The sequence below is a fragment of the Aeribacillus sp. FSL M8-0254 genome, assembly GCF_038008845.1.
Taxonomy (GTDB): Bacteria; Bacillota; Bacilli; order Bacillales; family Aeribacillaceae; genus Aeribacillus; species Aeribacillus composti.
The window spans coordinates 2,536,824-2,553,775 of record NZ_JBBOZY010000001.1 but is presented as its reverse complement, the minus strand read 5'-3'; the positions used below and the strand labels follow the sequence as shown (position 1 = coordinate 2,553,775).

General features: G+C 40.8%; 13 protein-coding genes. 10 read left to right on the top strand and 3 right to left on the bottom strand.

Annotated features, from left to right (window positions below; genetic code table 11):
- The first annotated feature begins 84 nt into the window (after positions 1 to 84).
- The gene (spoIVB, locus tag NSQ44_RS12375) at positions 85 to 1,374 is read left to right on the top strand and encodes a SpoIVB peptidase (RefSeq protein ID WP_340857181.1); all 1,290 of its coding nucleotides are present in this window, start codon (positions 85 to 87) and stop codon (positions 1,372 to 1,374) included.
- A 387-nt stretch (positions 1,375 to 1,761) separates the two neighbouring features.
- Positions 1,762 to 2,556, top strand: a complete 795-nt coding sequence (gene spo0A / locus NSQ44_RS12370) for a sporulation transcription factor Spo0A (protein ID WP_063388135.1) — start codon at positions 1,762 to 1,764, stop codon at positions 2,554 to 2,556.
- A 20-nt stretch (positions 2,557 to 2,576) separates the two neighbouring features.
- On the opposite strand, the gene NSQ44_RS12365 is transcribed toward spo0A, so the two are convergent.
- Positions 2,577 to 2,825 carry a DUF2627 domain-containing protein gene (locus NSQ44_RS12365; protein ID WP_340787823.1) on the bottom strand — a complete coding sequence of 83 codons (249 nt, stop codon included), beginning with the start codon at positions 2,823 to 2,825 and terminating at the stop codon, positions 2,577 to 2,579.
- Positions 2,826 to 3,037: 212 nt separating this feature from the next.
- Between NSQ44_RS12365 and lpdA the strand changes: the two genes are divergently transcribed.
- The 6 genes from lpdA to NSQ44_RS12335 all read left to right on the top strand — a co-directional run bounded on the left by lpdA (position 3,038) and on the right by NSQ44_RS12335 (position 9,342).
- The gene (gene lpdA, locus NSQ44_RS12360; RefSeq protein WP_340806002.1) at positions 3,038 to 4,459 is read left to right on the top strand and encodes a dihydrolipoyl dehydrogenase; all 1,422 of its coding nucleotides are present in this window, start codon (positions 3,038 to 3,040) and stop codon (positions 4,457 to 4,459) included.
- A gap of 17 nt (positions 4,460 to 4,476) precedes the next feature.
- Entirely contained in the window at positions 4,477 to 5,469 is a 993-nt protein-coding gene (locus NSQ44_RS12355; protein WP_311066311.1) for a thiamine pyrophosphate-dependent dehydrogenase E1 component subunit alpha, read from the top strand.
- 13 nt (positions 5,470 to 5,482) lie between these two features.
- Positions 5,483 to 6,466 carry an alpha-ketoacid dehydrogenase subunit beta gene (locus tag NSQ44_RS12350; protein ID WP_063388139.1) on the top strand — a complete coding sequence of 328 codons (984 nt, stop codon included), beginning with the start codon at positions 5,483 to 5,485 and terminating at the stop codon, positions 6,464 to 6,466.
- A gap of 30 nt (positions 6,467 to 6,496) precedes the next feature.
- A complete protein-coding gene (locus tag NSQ44_RS12345) occupies positions 6,497 to 7,732 on the top strand; it encodes a dihydrolipoamide acetyltransferase family protein (protein ID WP_311066310.1) in 1,236 nt (411 codons plus the stop codon).
- Positions 7,733 to 7,849: 117 nt separating this feature from the next.
- Positions 7,850 to 8,287, top strand: a complete 438-nt coding sequence (locus NSQ44_RS12340) for a BrxA/BrxB family bacilliredoxin (RefSeq protein WP_063388141.1) — start codon at positions 7,850 to 7,852, stop codon at positions 8,285 to 8,287.
- 77 nt (positions 8,288 to 8,364) lie between these two features.
- Positions 8,365 to 9,342, top strand: a complete 978-nt coding sequence (locus tag NSQ44_RS12335; protein ID WP_340857180.1) for an aromatic acid exporter family protein — start codon at positions 8,365 to 8,367, stop codon at positions 9,340 to 9,342.
- A gap of 425 nt (positions 9,343 to 9,767) precedes the next feature.
- Here NSQ44_RS12335 and prli42 read toward each other — a convergent pair whose 3' ends face one another.
- Complete coding sequence (gene prli42, locus NSQ44_RS12330; RefSeq protein WP_153028099.1) at positions 9,768 to 9,863, bottom strand: stressosome-associated protein Prli42; 96 nt, start codon at positions 9,861 to 9,863, stop codon at positions 9,768 to 9,770.
- A gap of 150 nt (positions 9,864 to 10,013) precedes the next feature.
- Between prli42 and NSQ44_RS12325 the strand changes: the two genes are divergently transcribed.
- Positions 10,014 to 11,135, top strand: a complete 1,122-nt coding sequence (locus NSQ44_RS12325) for a tripeptidase T (protein WP_063388143.1) — start codon at positions 10,014 to 10,016, stop codon at positions 11,133 to 11,135.
- Positions 11,136 to 11,325: 190 nt separating this feature from the next.
- Here the strand turns inward: NSQ44_RS12325 and NSQ44_RS12320 are convergent, their stop codons facing one another.
- Positions 11,326 to 12,228 (bottom strand): LysR family transcriptional regulator, encoded by a 903-nt coding sequence (locus NSQ44_RS12320; protein WP_063388144.1) that lies wholly within the window; start codon positions 12,226 to 12,228, stop codon positions 11,326 to 11,328.
- 128 nt (positions 12,229 to 12,356) lie between these two features.
- Between NSQ44_RS12320 and gltB the strand changes: the two genes are divergently transcribed.
- A complete protein-coding gene (gene gltB, locus NSQ44_RS12315) occupies positions 12,357 to 16,916 on the top strand; it encodes a glutamate synthase large subunit (protein WP_340857179.1) in 4,560 nt (1,519 codons plus the stop codon).
- Positions 16,917 to 16,952: the final 36 nt, after the last annotated feature.

Below are 16,952 nucleotides of genomic sequence, written 5' to 3'. Positions count from 1 at the left end.
ATGACCTCGCTCAAGGAAAAATTATTAGATGTAGCCATGTGAAATAGTCATATGGTGTGGGTTAGGAGCGAGGAGAGTGAAGAAATGACTTTAGAATACATCAGAAAAATAATTGGTACGATTCTCCTTGTTTCTTTAATCAGTTTAGGCTTTTCAAAAGAGGTGCGACAATATTTACACATTCCGAAAACAATCACCATTTTTGAACATGACGTTTATACAATAGAAAAAAATGTTATTCCAGCTCAAGCTCAAGTTCAGGATGTTCAAAACGCTTTCAAAGTGTCGGAAAGCGGGGACGAATTGCAGCTAAAAGGCACGAAATCTGGAGATGGACAAATTCTCTATGAAATAAAAGGCATGCCGGTTAAAAACGTGAATGTCAAAGTTCTCCCGGAATTAAAGGTAATTCCTGGAGGCCAATCGATCGGTGTTAAGTTAAATACACTTGGTGTTTTAGTAGTCGGCTTTCACCAAATTGAAACTGAAGCCGGAAAAAAATCACCGGGTGAATCGGCAGGTGTAGAAGTCGGCGATATGATAACAAAAATTAATGGGACAAAAATAGAAAAAATGAGTGATATTATTCCATTTATACAAGAAGCAGGAAGAACAGGCCGCCCTTTAGCGATCGAAGTAAAACGCAACAACAAAGTTCTCAACACGAAATTGACACCAGTTAAAGACAAAAGCGACAAAACGTATCGTATCGGTCTCTATATACGGGATTCTGCAGCAGGCATTGGAACGATGACGTTTTATGATCCGAAATCAAAAAAATACGGTGCTCTTGGGCACGTTATATCAGATATGGATACAAAAAAACCGATTGTGGTTGAAAACGGAAAAATTGTCCGGTCTACGGTAACGTCGATTGAAAAAGGAAGAGGCGGAAGTCCAGGTGAAAAATTAGCAAGATTTTCAGAAAAACATGAAGTGATCGGCTCTATTTCAAAAAACAGTCCATTCGGCATATTTGGCAGGCTGAATCAAGAAGTGAAAAACGGAATTATGGACAAACCGATACCAGTTGCTTTTTCACATCAAGTGAAAGAAGGTCCTGCACAAATTTTAACAGTGGTAGATCAAAATAAAGTGGAAGCATTTGATGTAGAAATTGTCAGTACCGTTAATCAAAAGTTTCCTGCAACAAAAGGTATGGTCATAAAAGTGACAGATAAGGAATTGCTTAAGAAAACAGGAGGCATTGTTCAAGGAATGAGCGGCAGTCCAATCATTCAAGATGGAAAGCTGGTTGGCGCTGTGACTCATGTATTTGTCAATGATCCGACATCTGGTTACGGTGTTCACATTGAATGGATGCTGCAAGACGCAGGGATTAGTATTGACGAAAAGCAGCAAAAAGCGAGTTAACGCACTCGCTTTTTCTTATTACATGATGCAGCGTTCTTAAATAAATCCTTTTGCGAAAAACGTCACGTTCACATAAAGGAATTTTGTGAAGTGGGCTGTTTGCTTTAAAAGCAAGGGAAGTGTACTGGTTGAATCAAAGCGAAAATTTATGTATAAATTTATTTAATTCGACATACATATTTATTACAAAAACGCTGTTTATGTTTGTTAGAGGAGAAATTTGGTTGAAATCTAAGACTTTATTCATAATAAAAAGAAGAACTTTGAAAAAACACATAATTTTTCATTTTTTTTTAAAAAAGGAAAAGGATTCTCTGTAAAGTTGTCGAAAATATCTTGTAGATCAAGCAATGTATAATTTTGTAAAGAGGATTGGGAGGAGTGCGTGTGGAAAAAATTAAAGTATGTATCGTTGATGATAATCGAGAGCTTGTTGCCCTTTTGGATGAATATTTATCCAGCCAAGAAGATATGGAAGTGATCGGTGTTGCTTACAATGGTCAGGAATGTTTAAATATTTTGAATGAAAAAAGCCCGGACGTTCTTGTATTGGATATTATAATGCCCCATTTAGATGGATTAGCAGTACTGCAAAAGCTCAAGGAGCTAAACAAAGCGAAAAAGCCGAACGTGATCATGTTAACTGCTTTTGGCCAGGAGGATGTAACGAAAAAAGCGGTCGACCTAGGGGCTGCTTATTTTATTTTAAAACCGTTCGACATGGAACAGCTGGCTGGAAATATTCGTCAAGTGAGTGGAAAGCCTTCGCCTTTAATGAAAAATATATCTTTACATAAATCTGGCTCTGCTGTTTCTGAAAATAAAAATGACAATCTAGACGCTAGTATTACGAGCATTATTCATGAAATCGGGGTTCCTGCGCACATCAAAGGATATTTATATTTAAGAGAAGCGATTTCCATGGTTTATAATGATATCGAGCTGTTAGGATCGATTACAAAAGTGCTTTATCCAGATATTGCGAAAAAATTTAACACAACGGCAAGCCGTGTGGAACGTGCTATCCGCCATGCTATTGAAGTAGCATGGAGCCGCGGCAACATTGAATCTATCTCATCGCTGTTTGGCTACACAGTCAGCATGTCAAAAGCCAAACCGACGAACTCAGAATTCATCGCCATGGTGGCAGATAAATTGAGATTGGAGCATAAGGCCTCCTGAAAAAAAAGTAACCGCTGAGCCTAACGGCGGTTACTTTTTTTCTGAAAACGCGGCTGAACTCGATTGCGTTTTCTATCTCTATGCAAAATAAATCCTCCTATAAAGAACAATCCTGCTAGGAAAAATAATAAACCCATTAAAAATTGCAGCCATAAGTAAGGAAACGGGGGCTGTAAAATGCCAAAAAGCATATCACGCATTAATTTAATTCCGTAAACCGCCAGAATCCCTGGAATCACCATAATCATCAATGCAATAAGCCTTATCATTTGACTTTATATCCCTTTCTGTTAAAATAGTACGGATCAATTTCATTTTTACGGTCATCTAACAATTTGTCAATACAAATAAACATGTTATGATGAAGGTATGCCATTTTATTAATGGTGAATGGACAAATAGCAGACGTCTTTTCTATTTAAATATTTATAAAAATCGGATTTTTAGCATACATAGAAGAGATTAAAGGAAGGAGAGTTTCATGGCCAAGGAATATGATGTAGTGATTTTAGGAGGAGGAACAGCAGGATATGTCGCAGCGATCCGGGCATCCCAGCTCGGTATGAAAACAGCTATTGTAGAAAAATCAAAGCTTGGGGGGACCTGTTTGCATTCGGGCTGCATCCCGAGCAAAGTTTTATTGCGAAGCGCTGAAATATTTGCTCAATCAAAAAAAAGCAGCGACTTTGGAATCGAGCTGTCCAATGTTCAAGTCAATTTTGATAAAGTGCAGGAGCGGAAGGAAAAGATAGTTTCTCAACTTTATCAAGGGGTCAGGCAATTAGTCAAAAAGGGAAAGATCGATGTGTTTCATGGCATCGGACGAATTTTAGGTGCGTCCATCTTTTCTCCACAGCCGGGAACAGTTTCTGTAGAGATGGAAAACGGGGAGGAAAACCAAATTTTACTTCCGAAATACGTTATTATTGCAACTGGATCGCGCCCTCGTGAATTGCCTGGATTAACGATTGACGGCGAGACTATTTTGACGTCAGATGAAGCATTGCAATTACAACGCCTTCCTTCATCTATGATCATTGTGGGCGGCGGAGTGATTGGAATGGAATGGGCATCTATGCTCTCTGATTTCGGAGTTGAAGTCACGATCCTTGAAATGGCGGATCGAATTTTGCCGTCAGAAGATATTGAAATAAGTAAAGAAATGGAACGGCTAATGAGGAAAAAAGGGGTCCGCATTTTTACGAATATATCGATTTTGCCTGAAAAAACAGAAATACAAAACGGAATCACAGTGTTCATCGAACAGGATGGACAAGAAATCAGTTTGCACAGTGAAAAACTGCTGTTGTCAATAGGGAGAAAAGGGAACACAGAAGGAATTGGATTGGAAAATACCGAAATTGAAATCCATAATGGCTATATTGTGACAAACGAGTTTTATCAAACAAAGGAATCAAACATCTATGCAGTCGGTGATGTCATCGGCGGTCTTCAGCTTGCCCATGTCGCATCGCAAGAAGGAATACGCGCCGTAGAACATATTGCAGGAGAGAATGTTTTGCCAATTGACTACAAAAAAGTCCCTAAATGTATTTATTCGAATCCTGCAGCTGCAAGTATCGGTTTAACAGAACAAGAAGCGAGGGAAAAAGGCTATACCGTCAAAATCGGAAAATTTCCTTTTCAAGGAGTTGGAAAAGCGCTCATTTATGGAGAACCGCAAGGGTTTGTCAAAATTGTCGCAGATGAAAAGACCGATGATCTTTTAGGAATTCATATTATCGGACCAAATGCAACAGAGCTGATTTCTGAAGGAAGTTTAGCAAGCTTTCTCGATGCAAGCTCTTGGGAACTCTCCCGTACGATTCATGCCCATCCAACATTGTCAGAAGGAATAATGGAAGCGGCTCTTGCGGTAAATGGCAAAGCAATACATATATAAGCTAGGGAGGTCTTGTCATGCCCAAAAATCGTCATCAGTCTTTAGGTTTAACGGATCAGGACGTATTAAACATGTATGAAACGATGCTTCTTGCAAGAAAAGTGGACGAACGGATGTGGCTTTTAAACCGAGCAGGAAAAATCCCATTTGTCATCTCATGTCAAGGGCATGAAGGCGCTCAAGTTGGTGCAGCCTTTGCCTTGGACAAAACAAAGGATTATATTTTGCCTTACTACCGTGATGTAGGCGTTGTCCTGCACTTTGGAATGACCGTGAAAGAATTAATGCTGTCAGCATTTGCAAAAGCGGAAGACCCGAATTCCGGGGGCAGGCAAATGCCGGGACATTTCGGCCAAAAGAAAAATCGGATTGTAACTGGTTCATCCCCTGTTACAACTCAAGTTCCTCATGCAGCTGGAATCGCCTTAGCAGGAAAAATCGATAAAAAGGATTTTGTCACATTTGTTTCCTTTGGGGAAGGATCTTCGAACCAAGGAGATTTTCATGAAGGGGCGAATTTTGCTGGAGTACATAAATTACCTGTCATTTTGATGTGTGAAAATAACCAATACGCCATCAGCGTTCCGATTCAAAAGCAATTAGCTTGCGAAAAAGTGTCAGATAGAGCAGCAGGGTACGGCATGCACGGGGTGACTGTAGATGGAAACGATCCTCTTGAAGTGTATAAAGTTGTGAAGGAAGCGAGAGAAAGAGCTGTCCGAGGAGAGGGACCGACATTGGTTGAAACGCTTGTGCACCGCCTTACACCCCATTCGAGCGATGATGATGATCGGAGCTACCGGACAAAAGAAGAAATCGAAGAAGCTAAGAAAAAAGATCCGATTTATACGTTTGCATCCTATTTAAAAGAAATTGGATTGTTAACAGAGGAATTGGAACAAAATATGCAGACGAAAATTGCAAGCGTAATCGATGAAGCAACTGATTATGCAGAAAATGCGCCTTATGCGGCTCCGGAACATGCACTGAAACATGTGTATGGAAACTGAAGGAGGAAAAAAGATGCCAATTATGTCATATATCGAAGCAGTTACAGCTGCACTTCGTGAGGAAATGGAGCGAGATGAAAAAGTATTTCTACTAGGAGAAGATGTCGGGAAAAAAGGAGGAGTTTTTAAAGCGACTCAAGGGTTATATGAACAGTTTGGAGAAGAGAGGGTAATCGATGCTCCCCTTGCTGAATCTGCTATCGCTGGCGTTGGAATAGGAGCGGCCATGTACGGAATGCGCCCTGTTTGTGAAATACAATTTGCTGATTTTATTATGCCGGCTGTCAATCAAATTATTTCAGAAGCAGCGAAAATACGGTATCGCTCCAACAATGACTGGAACTGTCCGATTACGATTCGGGCGCCGTTTGGCGGAGGAGTGCACGGTGCTTTATACCATTCTCAGTCTGTTGAGGCGGTATTTGCCAACCAGCCTGGTTTGAAAATTGTCATACCTTCTACGCCGTATGACGTAAAAGGATTATTAAAAGCAGCGATACGCGATGATGATCCTGTCTTATTTTTTGAACATAAGCGGGCATACAGGCTCATTAAAGGGGAAGTTCCGGCAGATGATTATGTTTTGCCGATTGGAAAGGCGGATGTCAAGCTGGAAGGGGATGACATTACCGTTATTACATATGGATTGTGCGTTCATTTTGCTCTGCAGGCAGCTGAACGATTAGAAAAAGATGGAATTTCTGTCCACCTTTTAGATTTAAGAACGGTATATCCGCTTGATCAGGAGGCTATTATTGAGGCCGCTTCAAAAACCGGCAAGGTGCTTCTCGTGACTGAGGATAATAAAGAAGGCAGTGTAATGAGCGAGGTATCCGCCATTATTGCAGAGCATTGTTTGTTTGATCTTGATGCACCAATTAAACGGCTTGCAGGCCCGGATGTACCTGCGATGCCATTTGCACCGACAATGGAAAAATTTTTTATGATGAATGCAGAAAAAATTGAAAAAGCGATGAGAGAATTGGCAGAGTTTTAAAGTTGACCCTAATCTCAAGGAGGAATCAACGTGCTAATCGAAGAAATGAAAATGCCTCAATTAGGAGAAAGCGTGACAGAAGGAACAATCAGCAAGTGGCTCGTCTCCATCGGCGATAAGGTCAACAAATATGATCCCATTGCAGAAGTTATGACGGATAAAGTAAATGCAGAAGTTCCTTCATCATATACAGGTGTAATTAAAGAGCTTGTAGCTGAGGAGGGAGATACTCTCCAAGTTGGCGAAGTTATTTGCAGAATTGAAGTGGAGGCTGTGGCGGTTGAACAAGAAAAAAACATTCAGCCAAAAGACAGCCTTTATGCTAATGACCATCAGCCGGCTGAAAAAGAAGAAACGGAAAAGAAGACTATGAAAAACAGGTATTCTCCGGCAGTGCTCCGGCTAGCTCAAGAACATGATATTGATTTAGAAAAAGTCAACGGAACGGGAGCTTTCGGAAGAATTACCCGAAAAGATGTGTTGAAACTGATTGAAGCAGGTAATATACCGAAAAAGGGCTCCTTGATCCAAGAAACGAAATCCTATAAATCACCTAAAACAGCCGGTGATACTGAAATTCCTGTTTCTGGGGTGCGCAAAGCCATTGCTCAAAATATGGCGCGAAGCAAAACAGAAATTCCCCATGCTTGGATGATGATTGAGGTCGATGTAACTGGGTTAGTTGAATTAAGAAATTCGATCAAGGAAGAATTTAAAGCAAAAGAAGGTTTTCCTTTAACATTTTTCCCGTTTTTTGTGAAAAGCGTTGCAGAAGCGTTGAAAGAATATCCGCAAATGAATTCGACTTGGGCGGGGGATAAAATTATTCAAAAGAAAGACATTAATATTTCGATCGCTGTTGCAACAGATGATGCGCTTTATGTACCAGTTATTAAACATGCTGATGAAAAATCCATTAAAGGAATTGCTCGAGAAATTAACGAGCTTGCTTTAAAGGTTAGAACGGGAACGATTGAAGCGAAGGAAATGGAAGGCGGCACATTTACCGTTAACAACACAGGTTCATTCGGCTCTATTCAATCAATGGGAATTATTAACTATCCACAAGCGGCTTTGCTGCAAGTAGAAACGATTGTGAAAAGATTAGTTGTCATGAAAAACGGAATGATCGCCGTGCGCGATATGGTGAATCTCTGCCTTTCTCTCGATCATAGAGTATTAGATGGGGTAGTATGCGGAAGATTTTTGCAAAGAGTAAAACAAATATTAGAAGGTATTTCGAAAGAAACGACATCCGTATATTAGTCCTTTGAGTTATTAGAAATAATGCTTAAGCAACATTGGTTAACATTTGCTTCAAAGTTTGCTGTTATTGTAAGATAACAATATAATGGTGAAAAAAAGGGAAAGGGGTGCGAATGAATGAGCATCGATTTTAATTTCTTTATGAACGACATAGTTCGCCAAGCGCGTGAGGAAATCGTTGCCGCTGGCTATACGGAATTGAAAACACCGGAAGAAGTGGATGAAGCTTTAACGAAAAAAGGAACCACTTTAGTAATGGTTAATTCTGTTTGCGGCTGTGCAGGCGGAATCGCAAGACCGGCTGCATATCATGCGCTTCATTATGATAAACGTCCTGATCAATTAGTGACTGTATTTGCAGGTCAAGATAAAGAAGCTACGGAACGAGCTAGATCTTATTTTACCGGTTATCCGCCGTCTTCTCCATCTTTTGCGCTGCTCAAGGATGGAAAGCTCGTTACCATGATTGAACGCCATGAAATCGAAGGACATGAGCCGATGTCTGTTGTCCAAAAATTGCAAGAGGCATTCGAGCAATATTGTGACGAAGTATAAAAAGAAAAGGCTGCCATTTTTAGATGTGGCGCCTTTTTTATTTCGAAAAGAGAATAGGCAAATGATGGTGATGAGTAATGAGAAAATTTAAAATCGGTTATCGTACGTTAAAAACAGCGATAGGTGCTCCTCTAGCGATATTTTTAGCACAGCTGATGGATTTAAACCATTTTGTTTCCACCGGCATCATCTCGATTCTTTGTATTCAAGTAACAAAAAAGAAATCATTGAAAAGCGCTTGGTCCAGGTTTTTTGCTTGTATAACGGGAATGATGTTTTCTTTTCTTTTTTTTGAAATTTTTGGTTACCATCCAATTGTCATTGGATTTCTGTTGCTTTTTTTCATACCGACAATGGTGCTTTTTAAAACGACAGAAGGCATTGTAACAAGCGCTGTTATTATTTTGCACTTATATGAAGCGGGTCAAATAACGCTGGATATTGTTCAAAACGAACTTTTGATTATTGTGACAGGGATCGGAGTAGCGCTCTTAATGAATCTGTATATGCCGAGCCTGGAAAATGACCTTAATGTTTATCGAAAAGAAGTAGAAAAAAACTTTGCGGTTATTTTTGAAAAAATTGTAGCTTTTTTAAGAGAAGGCGACTATACGTGGGATGGAAAAGAAATTCCTGAGACAGCCGATCTCATTGAAAAAGGGAAAGGATTGGCGCTCCGAAATGTAGAAAATCGTTTGCTAAGACATGAAGACCAATATTATGCATATTTTAAAATGAGAGAAAAACAATTTGAAATCATTGAACGAGTGCTGCCGACGTTCACGATGATCACCGCAAACGTAGAACAAGCGCACCTTATTGCACAGTTTATTGAAGAGTTAAAAGACAACATTCATTCCGGAAATACAGCAAAGAAATTTTTAAAAAAGCTAGATGACATCAAAAAAGAGATGGAAAGGGCACCGCTTCCGAAAACAAGAAAGGAATTTGAAACGAGAGCAAGGCTTTATCATTTTTTATATGAAATGGAGCAATATTTAATTATTAAAAGCCAGTTTAAAGGTCTTGCCGACGCCAAAAAAGGAAAAGGATGAAGCTCTTGTCATTGAGCACAATAAAACGAGAGATCGTGTCAATGCTTTTTTCATACATATGTTTAGAAGAAACGCCTTTACGAGCTGCACTTTTCAAAATACAAACAGAAGAATGGACCGTGTCTGCTGAAAAAAATCGGCTAAGAATGTTCACCATATCGGTTCGCATGATCTGAAAATATTCGTGAACAGCTATGGAATAAATCAGCGTGATCTGTAAAAAAATTCGCGGCAACGATGCCAAAAGTCCGCAGTGGACGAGATTGATTTTGCGAAAATGAATGTGCGGAATTCATGGACTTTATCGGAAAATATGTAACAAAAGGTAGTATGAGGACGAGCAATCGAGAGGAGGAAGCACCGATTTGAAAGAAATTGTTTTTCACCAAACAGCCTATGTGGTGTAAAAAGTGCATGTTGAATTTTTAAAGCCACATAGTGATGCCTGTTAAAATTGAGGTGATCAGCAATGAACCTAACATAATATAAACAACCCACTTTTGCATTTTTTTGCTTGTCATCATGATTCCCTCCATATACATGATTTATAAAACATTGTACAACGATTTTTTAGAGGGGACAACCTTCATCGACAGCTTCTTTTTGATTTCACAAGCGGAATCAAAATCGGTTACACTAAACATGAATACATAATTAGGAGGAAAGACAAAATGGTTCAGGAAAACCGGCTAGTGAATGAATTTTTAGAACTCGTGAAAATTGATTCAGAAACAAAATTTGAACGGGAAATAGCAAATGTATTAAAGCAAAAATTTACCGAGCTTGGACTACAAGTAATAGAAGACGAATCAATTGAAAAAACAGGACATGGAGCAGGAAATTTAATTTGTACGCTAGAGGCGACGAAAGAAGGCGTTGATACGATTTATTTTACCTCTCATATGGATACGGTCGTACCTGGAAAAGGGGTAAAACCTTCTATACAAAACGGATATATTGTGACGGACGGAACAACGATTTTAGGCGCTGATGATAAAGCGGGCCTTGCCGCAATGCTGGAAGCGGTGCGTGTATTAAAAGAAAATAACATTCCTCACGGGAAAATCGAGTTTGTCATTACGGTTGGAGAAGAATCAGGTTTAATTGGGGCAAAAGCGCTCGATTCAAAACTGATTACCGCGCAATACGGGTATGCATTGGACAGTGACGGAAAAGTTGGAGACATTATTGTTTCGGCGCCGACACATGCAAAAATTAAAGCGACGATTCACGGAAAAACCGCTCATGCCGGGGTTGCGCCAGAAAAAGGAATTTCCGCTATTACGGTTGCAGCAAAAGCAGTTGCCAATATGCCTTTAGGCCGAATCGATGAAGAAACAACGGCAAATATCGGCCGTTTTGAAGGGGGAACGCAAACAAATATCGTATGCGACCGCGTTGATATTTTAGCTGAAGCGCGTTCACTTGTACCTGAAAAATTGGAGCAGCAAGTACAAAAAATGAAGGAAGCTTTTGAAACAGCAGCTGCCGAAATGGGAGCAAAAGCAGAAGTGGATATTAACGTAATGTATCCCGGATTTACGTTTACCGATGAAGATAAGGTCGTTCAAATTGCTAAAAAAGCTATCAAAACAATCGGCAGAGAGAGCAGATTGTTAAAAAGCGGGGGCGGAAGCGATGCGAATATTATCGCTGGCTTCGGTATTCCGACTGTTAATCTTGCTGTTGGTTATGAGGAAATTCATACAACAAATGAAAAAATGCCGATTGAGGAGCTTGTCAAAACAGCAGAATTAGTTGTCGCCATTATAAAAGAGGTAGCAAACCAATAGAGCTTTGAAAATTTGAAGCCGGAAGCTCGTCACTCAGCAAACGATCCGATGTGCCAGGCCTTAGGCTTCATAATAAGAATTGACAGCTCCAAAACATCTGCAAGACCTCTGATAGTTTTTACAACCTCCGGCTTCTATAATATTGACAGCCGTTCCGCTCTTCCAGCGTCGTGTTGGAAGAGCATCTTTTTTATTGATATTTTTCTAGTACTGAGAAAAACTCTTTAGCAAATTGATAAAACACTTTAACGGACGGGGCCAGCTCGTAATTTTTCGATATAATAATGCCGACATTTCTGCTTACACGAGGCATTTCAATCGGAATTTTTACCGTAAAACGAGGCATTGTTTCATAAAAAGTGCTTTCAGGCAGCAATGTTACGCCAATTTCTGCCGATACGAGCCCTTTGATGGCATCTAAATCTTCCCCTTCCGATGAAATAATTGGGGAAAATCCAGCCTGTTGACACGCTTCATGCACGATTTTATGCAGAATATAACCTTCTGGAAACGTCACAAACGGTTCATTACGCAATTCAGTCAGCACTAAGCTTTTTTTGTGCGCAAGCGGATGATTGTGCGGCAAAAGGGCTGCAAAGGATTCCGTAAATAAAATATCCCCTTTCACATCGTTGTCATCCGTCGGAATAGGACCGAGAAAAGCTAAATCGATTTCTCTTTTTTTGACGGCTTCAATTAAATATTTATATGAACCTTGTCGCAAATGAAAGGAAACGTTCGGGTGTTTTGCTTTAAAAGCGGAAATAACAGTCGGCATTGTATGGCTTGCCAAGCTGGTCGGAAAGCCGATTTTAACTGTTCCTCTTTCTGGATCCAAAAATTCTTCAATTTGCTGTTTGGCGTGTTCGATCGCTTTTAAAGCCGTCTCGACATGGGGCAAAAAATGACGTCCAATTGGAGTAAGCTTAACATTCCTTCCTTCCCTTTCAAAAAGCTCCACTCCGAGTTCCGCCTCTAAATTTGCTATTTGCCTGCTGATAGCCGACTGTGCGACATGAAGGGCTTCAGCAGCTTCTGAAACATGCTCCCGCTTCGCAACCTCCCAAAAATATATAAGCTGTCTCAGTTCCATTTGACTCACCCCCAAGCAATTTATATCAAAATGAGATTATTATTATCTAAATTATATATTGTTAATATTATTTTTGAAAACTACAATTATACATACAGACTTATCGGCATGAGAATGGGGGAGAAGAGATGAAACAGATAGGATTACCAAAGGCACAAGGTCTCTATCGTCCTGAATTTGAACATGATGCATGTGGGATCGGTTTATATGCTCATCTGAAGGGGAAACCTTCTCATGATATTGTCAAAAAAGGCCTTCACATGCTTTGTCAATTGGAGCACCGCGGCGGACAAGGAAGCGATCCGAAAACTGGAGACGGTGCAGGCATTATGGTTCAAATTCCGCACAATTATTTTAAAGTTGCTTGCGGACGAATGAACCTTCCAGAAAAAGGACGATATGGAGTCGGAATGGTCTTTTTGCCGAGTCGTGAACATGATCGGATACATTATGAAACAGAAATCAACAAAATCATTGAAAAAGAAGGACAAATATTATTAGGTTGGAGAACTGTGCCGGTAAATTCTGAAAAGATCGGTTGGCTTGCAAAAGAGAGCAAACCTTTCATCAGACAAGTATTTATTGGGGCGAGCGATGATATTCAAGACGAGCTTACTTTTGAGAGAAAGCTGTATGTTATTCGGAAACAAGCAGAACGTCTTGTTCAAAATAATGAATTTTATTTTGCAAGTTTATCAAGCCGGACAATTGTTTATAAAGGTCTCTTGACGCCTGAACAATTAGATGAATTTTATGTAGACTTGCAGGACGAGAGATTTCAATCAGCTTTTGCTCTAGTCCACTCCCGATTCAGCACCAATACGTTCCCAAGCTGGGAAAGAGCGCATCCAAACAGATATTTAATCCATAATGGCGAGATCAACACATTGCGCGGCAATGTGAATTGGATGGCTGCAAGGGAAAAGCTGTTTGTTTCAGACGTTTTCGGGGATGATTTGACAAAAATCACACCTATTTTAGATATGAACGGAAGCGATTCATCCATTTTAGACAACGCTTTTGAATTTTTTGTGCTGGCAGGGAAAAAGCTGGCGCACGCGGCGATGATGCTTATTCCTGAACCGTGGTTTTGGGATGATGAAATGGATGATGATAAGAAAGCATTTTATGAGTTTCACAGCTGTTTAATGGAGCCGTGGGACGGTCCAACGGCCATCTCGTTTACAGACGGAAAGCAGATCGGAGCTATTTTGGACCGCAATGGACTTAGACCAGCCCGCTACTATGTGACGAAAGATGATTACATTATTTTCTCATCAGAAGTCGGTGTGATTGATGTTGAACCGGAAAATGTGCTTTATAAAGACCGGCTGAGTCCAGGAAAAATGCTGTTGATTGACTTGGAAGAAGGAAGAATCATTTCTGATCAGGAAATCAAAGAAGAAATCGCCAAAGAAAAACCGTATCGCCAGTGGATCAATGATCAGATGATTTCTATTTTCGACATCAATGTTCCTGAAGATGTTGAAAAGGTTGACGATCTAACCAAACTCCAAAAAGCGTTTGGTTATACGTATGAAGATGTTGAAAAAACAATTGCAGCAATGGTGATCGATGGAAAAGATCCGATCGGCGCAATGGGAAATGATACTCCTCTTGCAGTGCTGTCAGATCGCCCGCAAAGCTTGTTTAATTATTTTAAACAATTGTTTGCCCAAGTAACGAATCCTCCGATTGATGCGATTCGTGAATCGATCGTCACTTCTACGATGACACTGTTAGGAAAAGAAGGAAATATTCTCGATCCTGATCCATCAGCAGCACGACGAATTCGCTTAGAATCTCCAATTCTTTCGAATGAAGAACTCGCTGCTTTGAAAAATAATCCGTATCCTGAATTTAAATGCGTCACTTTGCCGGCTTTGTTTAAAGATGATTTGAAAAATGCATTAGATCAGCTCTTTCAAGCTGCTGATGAAGCGGTGGAAAACGGCGCTACACTTCTAGTTTTATCAGATCGCGGAGTAAATGAAGAATATGCAGCAATTCCAGCACTGCTTGCCGGAAGCGCTCTGCATCAATATATGGTGAAAAAAGGAACCCGCACGAAAGCAAGCATTATTGTTGAATGCGGAGAAGCGAGAGAAGTGCACCATTTTGCGGCTCTAATAGGATATGGTGTAGATGCGGTCAATCCTTATTTAGCTTTAGAAACAGTGCGAAATGCTGTTCAAAAGGGAACGATTCCATATTCATATAAAGAAGCAGTAAAAAGATTTAAAAAAGCGGTGACAGACGGGGTCGTCAAAGTCATGTCAAAAATGGGAATTTCTACGATTCAAAGCTACCGCGGAGCCCAAATTTTTGAAGCGGTCGGCATTGGAGAAGAAGTTATCGAGGAATACTTCACTGGAACAGCCTCGCAAATTGGAGGAATCGGATTAAAAGAAATTGAAAAAGAAGCGAAAATGCGTCATGCTCAAGGATTTAAAACAACTTATCGAGATGAAACGCTCGATCCAGGCAGCGAATTTCAATGGAGAAGAAACGGAGAACACCATGCATTCAATCCGAAAACGATCCATACGCTGCAATGGGCATGCCGGAAAAACGATTATAAGTTATTTAAAGAATACTCGAAGATGGCCAATGAAGAGCAAGTGACGTTTTTACGCAACTTGTTTGAATTCAATGAATCTAGAAAACCGATTCCTATTGAAGAAGTTGAGCCGGTGGAATCGATCGTACGCCGCTTTAAAACAGGAGCAATGTCCTTCGGTTCCTTAAGCAAGGAAGCGCATGAAGCATTGGCGATTGCGATGAACCGCATCGGTGGAAAAAGCAACAGCGGTGAAGGTGGAGAAGATCCGAACCGCTATGTTCCAGATGAAAATGGTGATTTGAAGCGAAGCGCCATAAAACAAGTAGCTTCCGGCCGCTTCGGCGTGAAAATCCATTATTTAGTCAATGCTGACGAACTGCAAATTAAAATGGCTCAAGGAGCAAAGCCAGGTGAGGGCGGACAGCTGCCAAGCAAAAAGGTGTATCCTTGGATCGGAAAAGTTCGCGGCTCTACACCGGGTGTGGAATTGATTTCACCGCCTCCGCACCATGACATTTATTCAATTGAAGACTTGGCGCAGCTTATTCATGATTTGAAAAACGCGAATAGAGATGCCCGAATCAGCGTCAAGCTTGTTTCAAAAGCTGGAGTAGGAACGATTGCTGCTGGAGTTGCGAAAGGTGCAGCGGACGTTATTACAATCAGCGGCTATGACGGCGGTACCGGGGCATCTCCAAAGACGAGCATTAAGCATGCCGGACTTCCGTGGGAGCTCGGCCTTAGTGAAACACATCAAACGCTTATGCTCAACGGATTGCGTGACCGAGTCGTTCTTGAAACAGACGGCAAGCTGATGACAGGCCGTGATGTTGTGATGGCGGCATTGTTCGGGGCAGAAGAATTTGGTTTTGCAACCGCTCCTCTAGTCGTTCTAGGATGTGTCATGATGCGTGTATGTCATCTTGATACATGTCCAGTCGGAGTGGCAACGCAAAATCCTGAACTTCGTGAAAAATTTATGGGCAAGCCAGAGCATGTTGTTAATTTCATGTATTTCATCGCGCAGGAAGTTCGCGAAATCATGGCAAGCCTCGGATTCCGAACTATTGATGAAATGGTTGGAAGAGTAGATGTATTGAAGGTTAGCGACCGTGCAAAAAAACATTGGAAAGCAAAGCATCTTGACCTATCCCGCTTGCTTTATCAAGTGGAGGGTCCGCGAACATTTGCACGTCCGCAAAACCATAAAATCGACCAGTCATTAGACGTGAACGAAGTATTGCCGAAAGTTGAAGAGGCAATTAAACGGAAAGAAAAAGTTGAACTCCATTTGAACATTAAAAATGTGAACCGCGTCGTTGGAACCATTACAGGCAGCGAAATTGCAAAACAATATGGCGAAGAGGGGCTGCCGGAAGATACGATCAATCTTCATTTCTACGGCTCAGCAGGTCAAAGCTTTGCTGCGTTTGTACCGAAAGGAATGACGATGACGCTTACTGGCGACGCCAATGATTACATTGGAAAAGGCTTATCCGGCGGAAAAGTAATTGTCCGTCACCCGAAAGAAGCATCTTTTGCATCAAGTGACAATGTCATTATTGGAAATGTGGCGTTCTACGGTGCAACGAGCGGTGAAGCATATATTCAAGGGCGAGCCGGCGAAAGATTTTGTGTAAGAAACAGCGGTGTGAATGCTGTTGTTGAAGGTGTCGGCGATCACGGTTGTGAATATATGACCGGAGGACGTGTTGTCATTCTCGGATCTGTCGGCAAAAACTTTGCAGCTGGTATGTCCGGAGGCATTGCTTACGTATTGGCGGATGATCAGGAGAAATTCAAACGAACAGTCAATAAGGAATTAGTGTTATTTGAATCTCTTGAAGATGAAGAAGAAATCCGCACTGTATATGACATGATTTGGAAGCATTTCCAATATACAGAAAGTCCAAAGGCCCGGCATATATTAGATCACTGGGAAGAGTATGTCGGAAGATTTATTAAAGTGATACCTAGAAACTACAAATTAATGATCAGCACGATTGAAAAAATGGAAAATTCAGGTCTTACGAAAGAAGAAGCTGTACTTGCAGCATTTGAAGCGGTTGCGAATGAGAAAACAACCGCCGGTGAACCATTCGCTTTACAGGCTGTTGCAAATTAACCTCATTGCACACCTAGTGAATGGATGAAAAGGAGG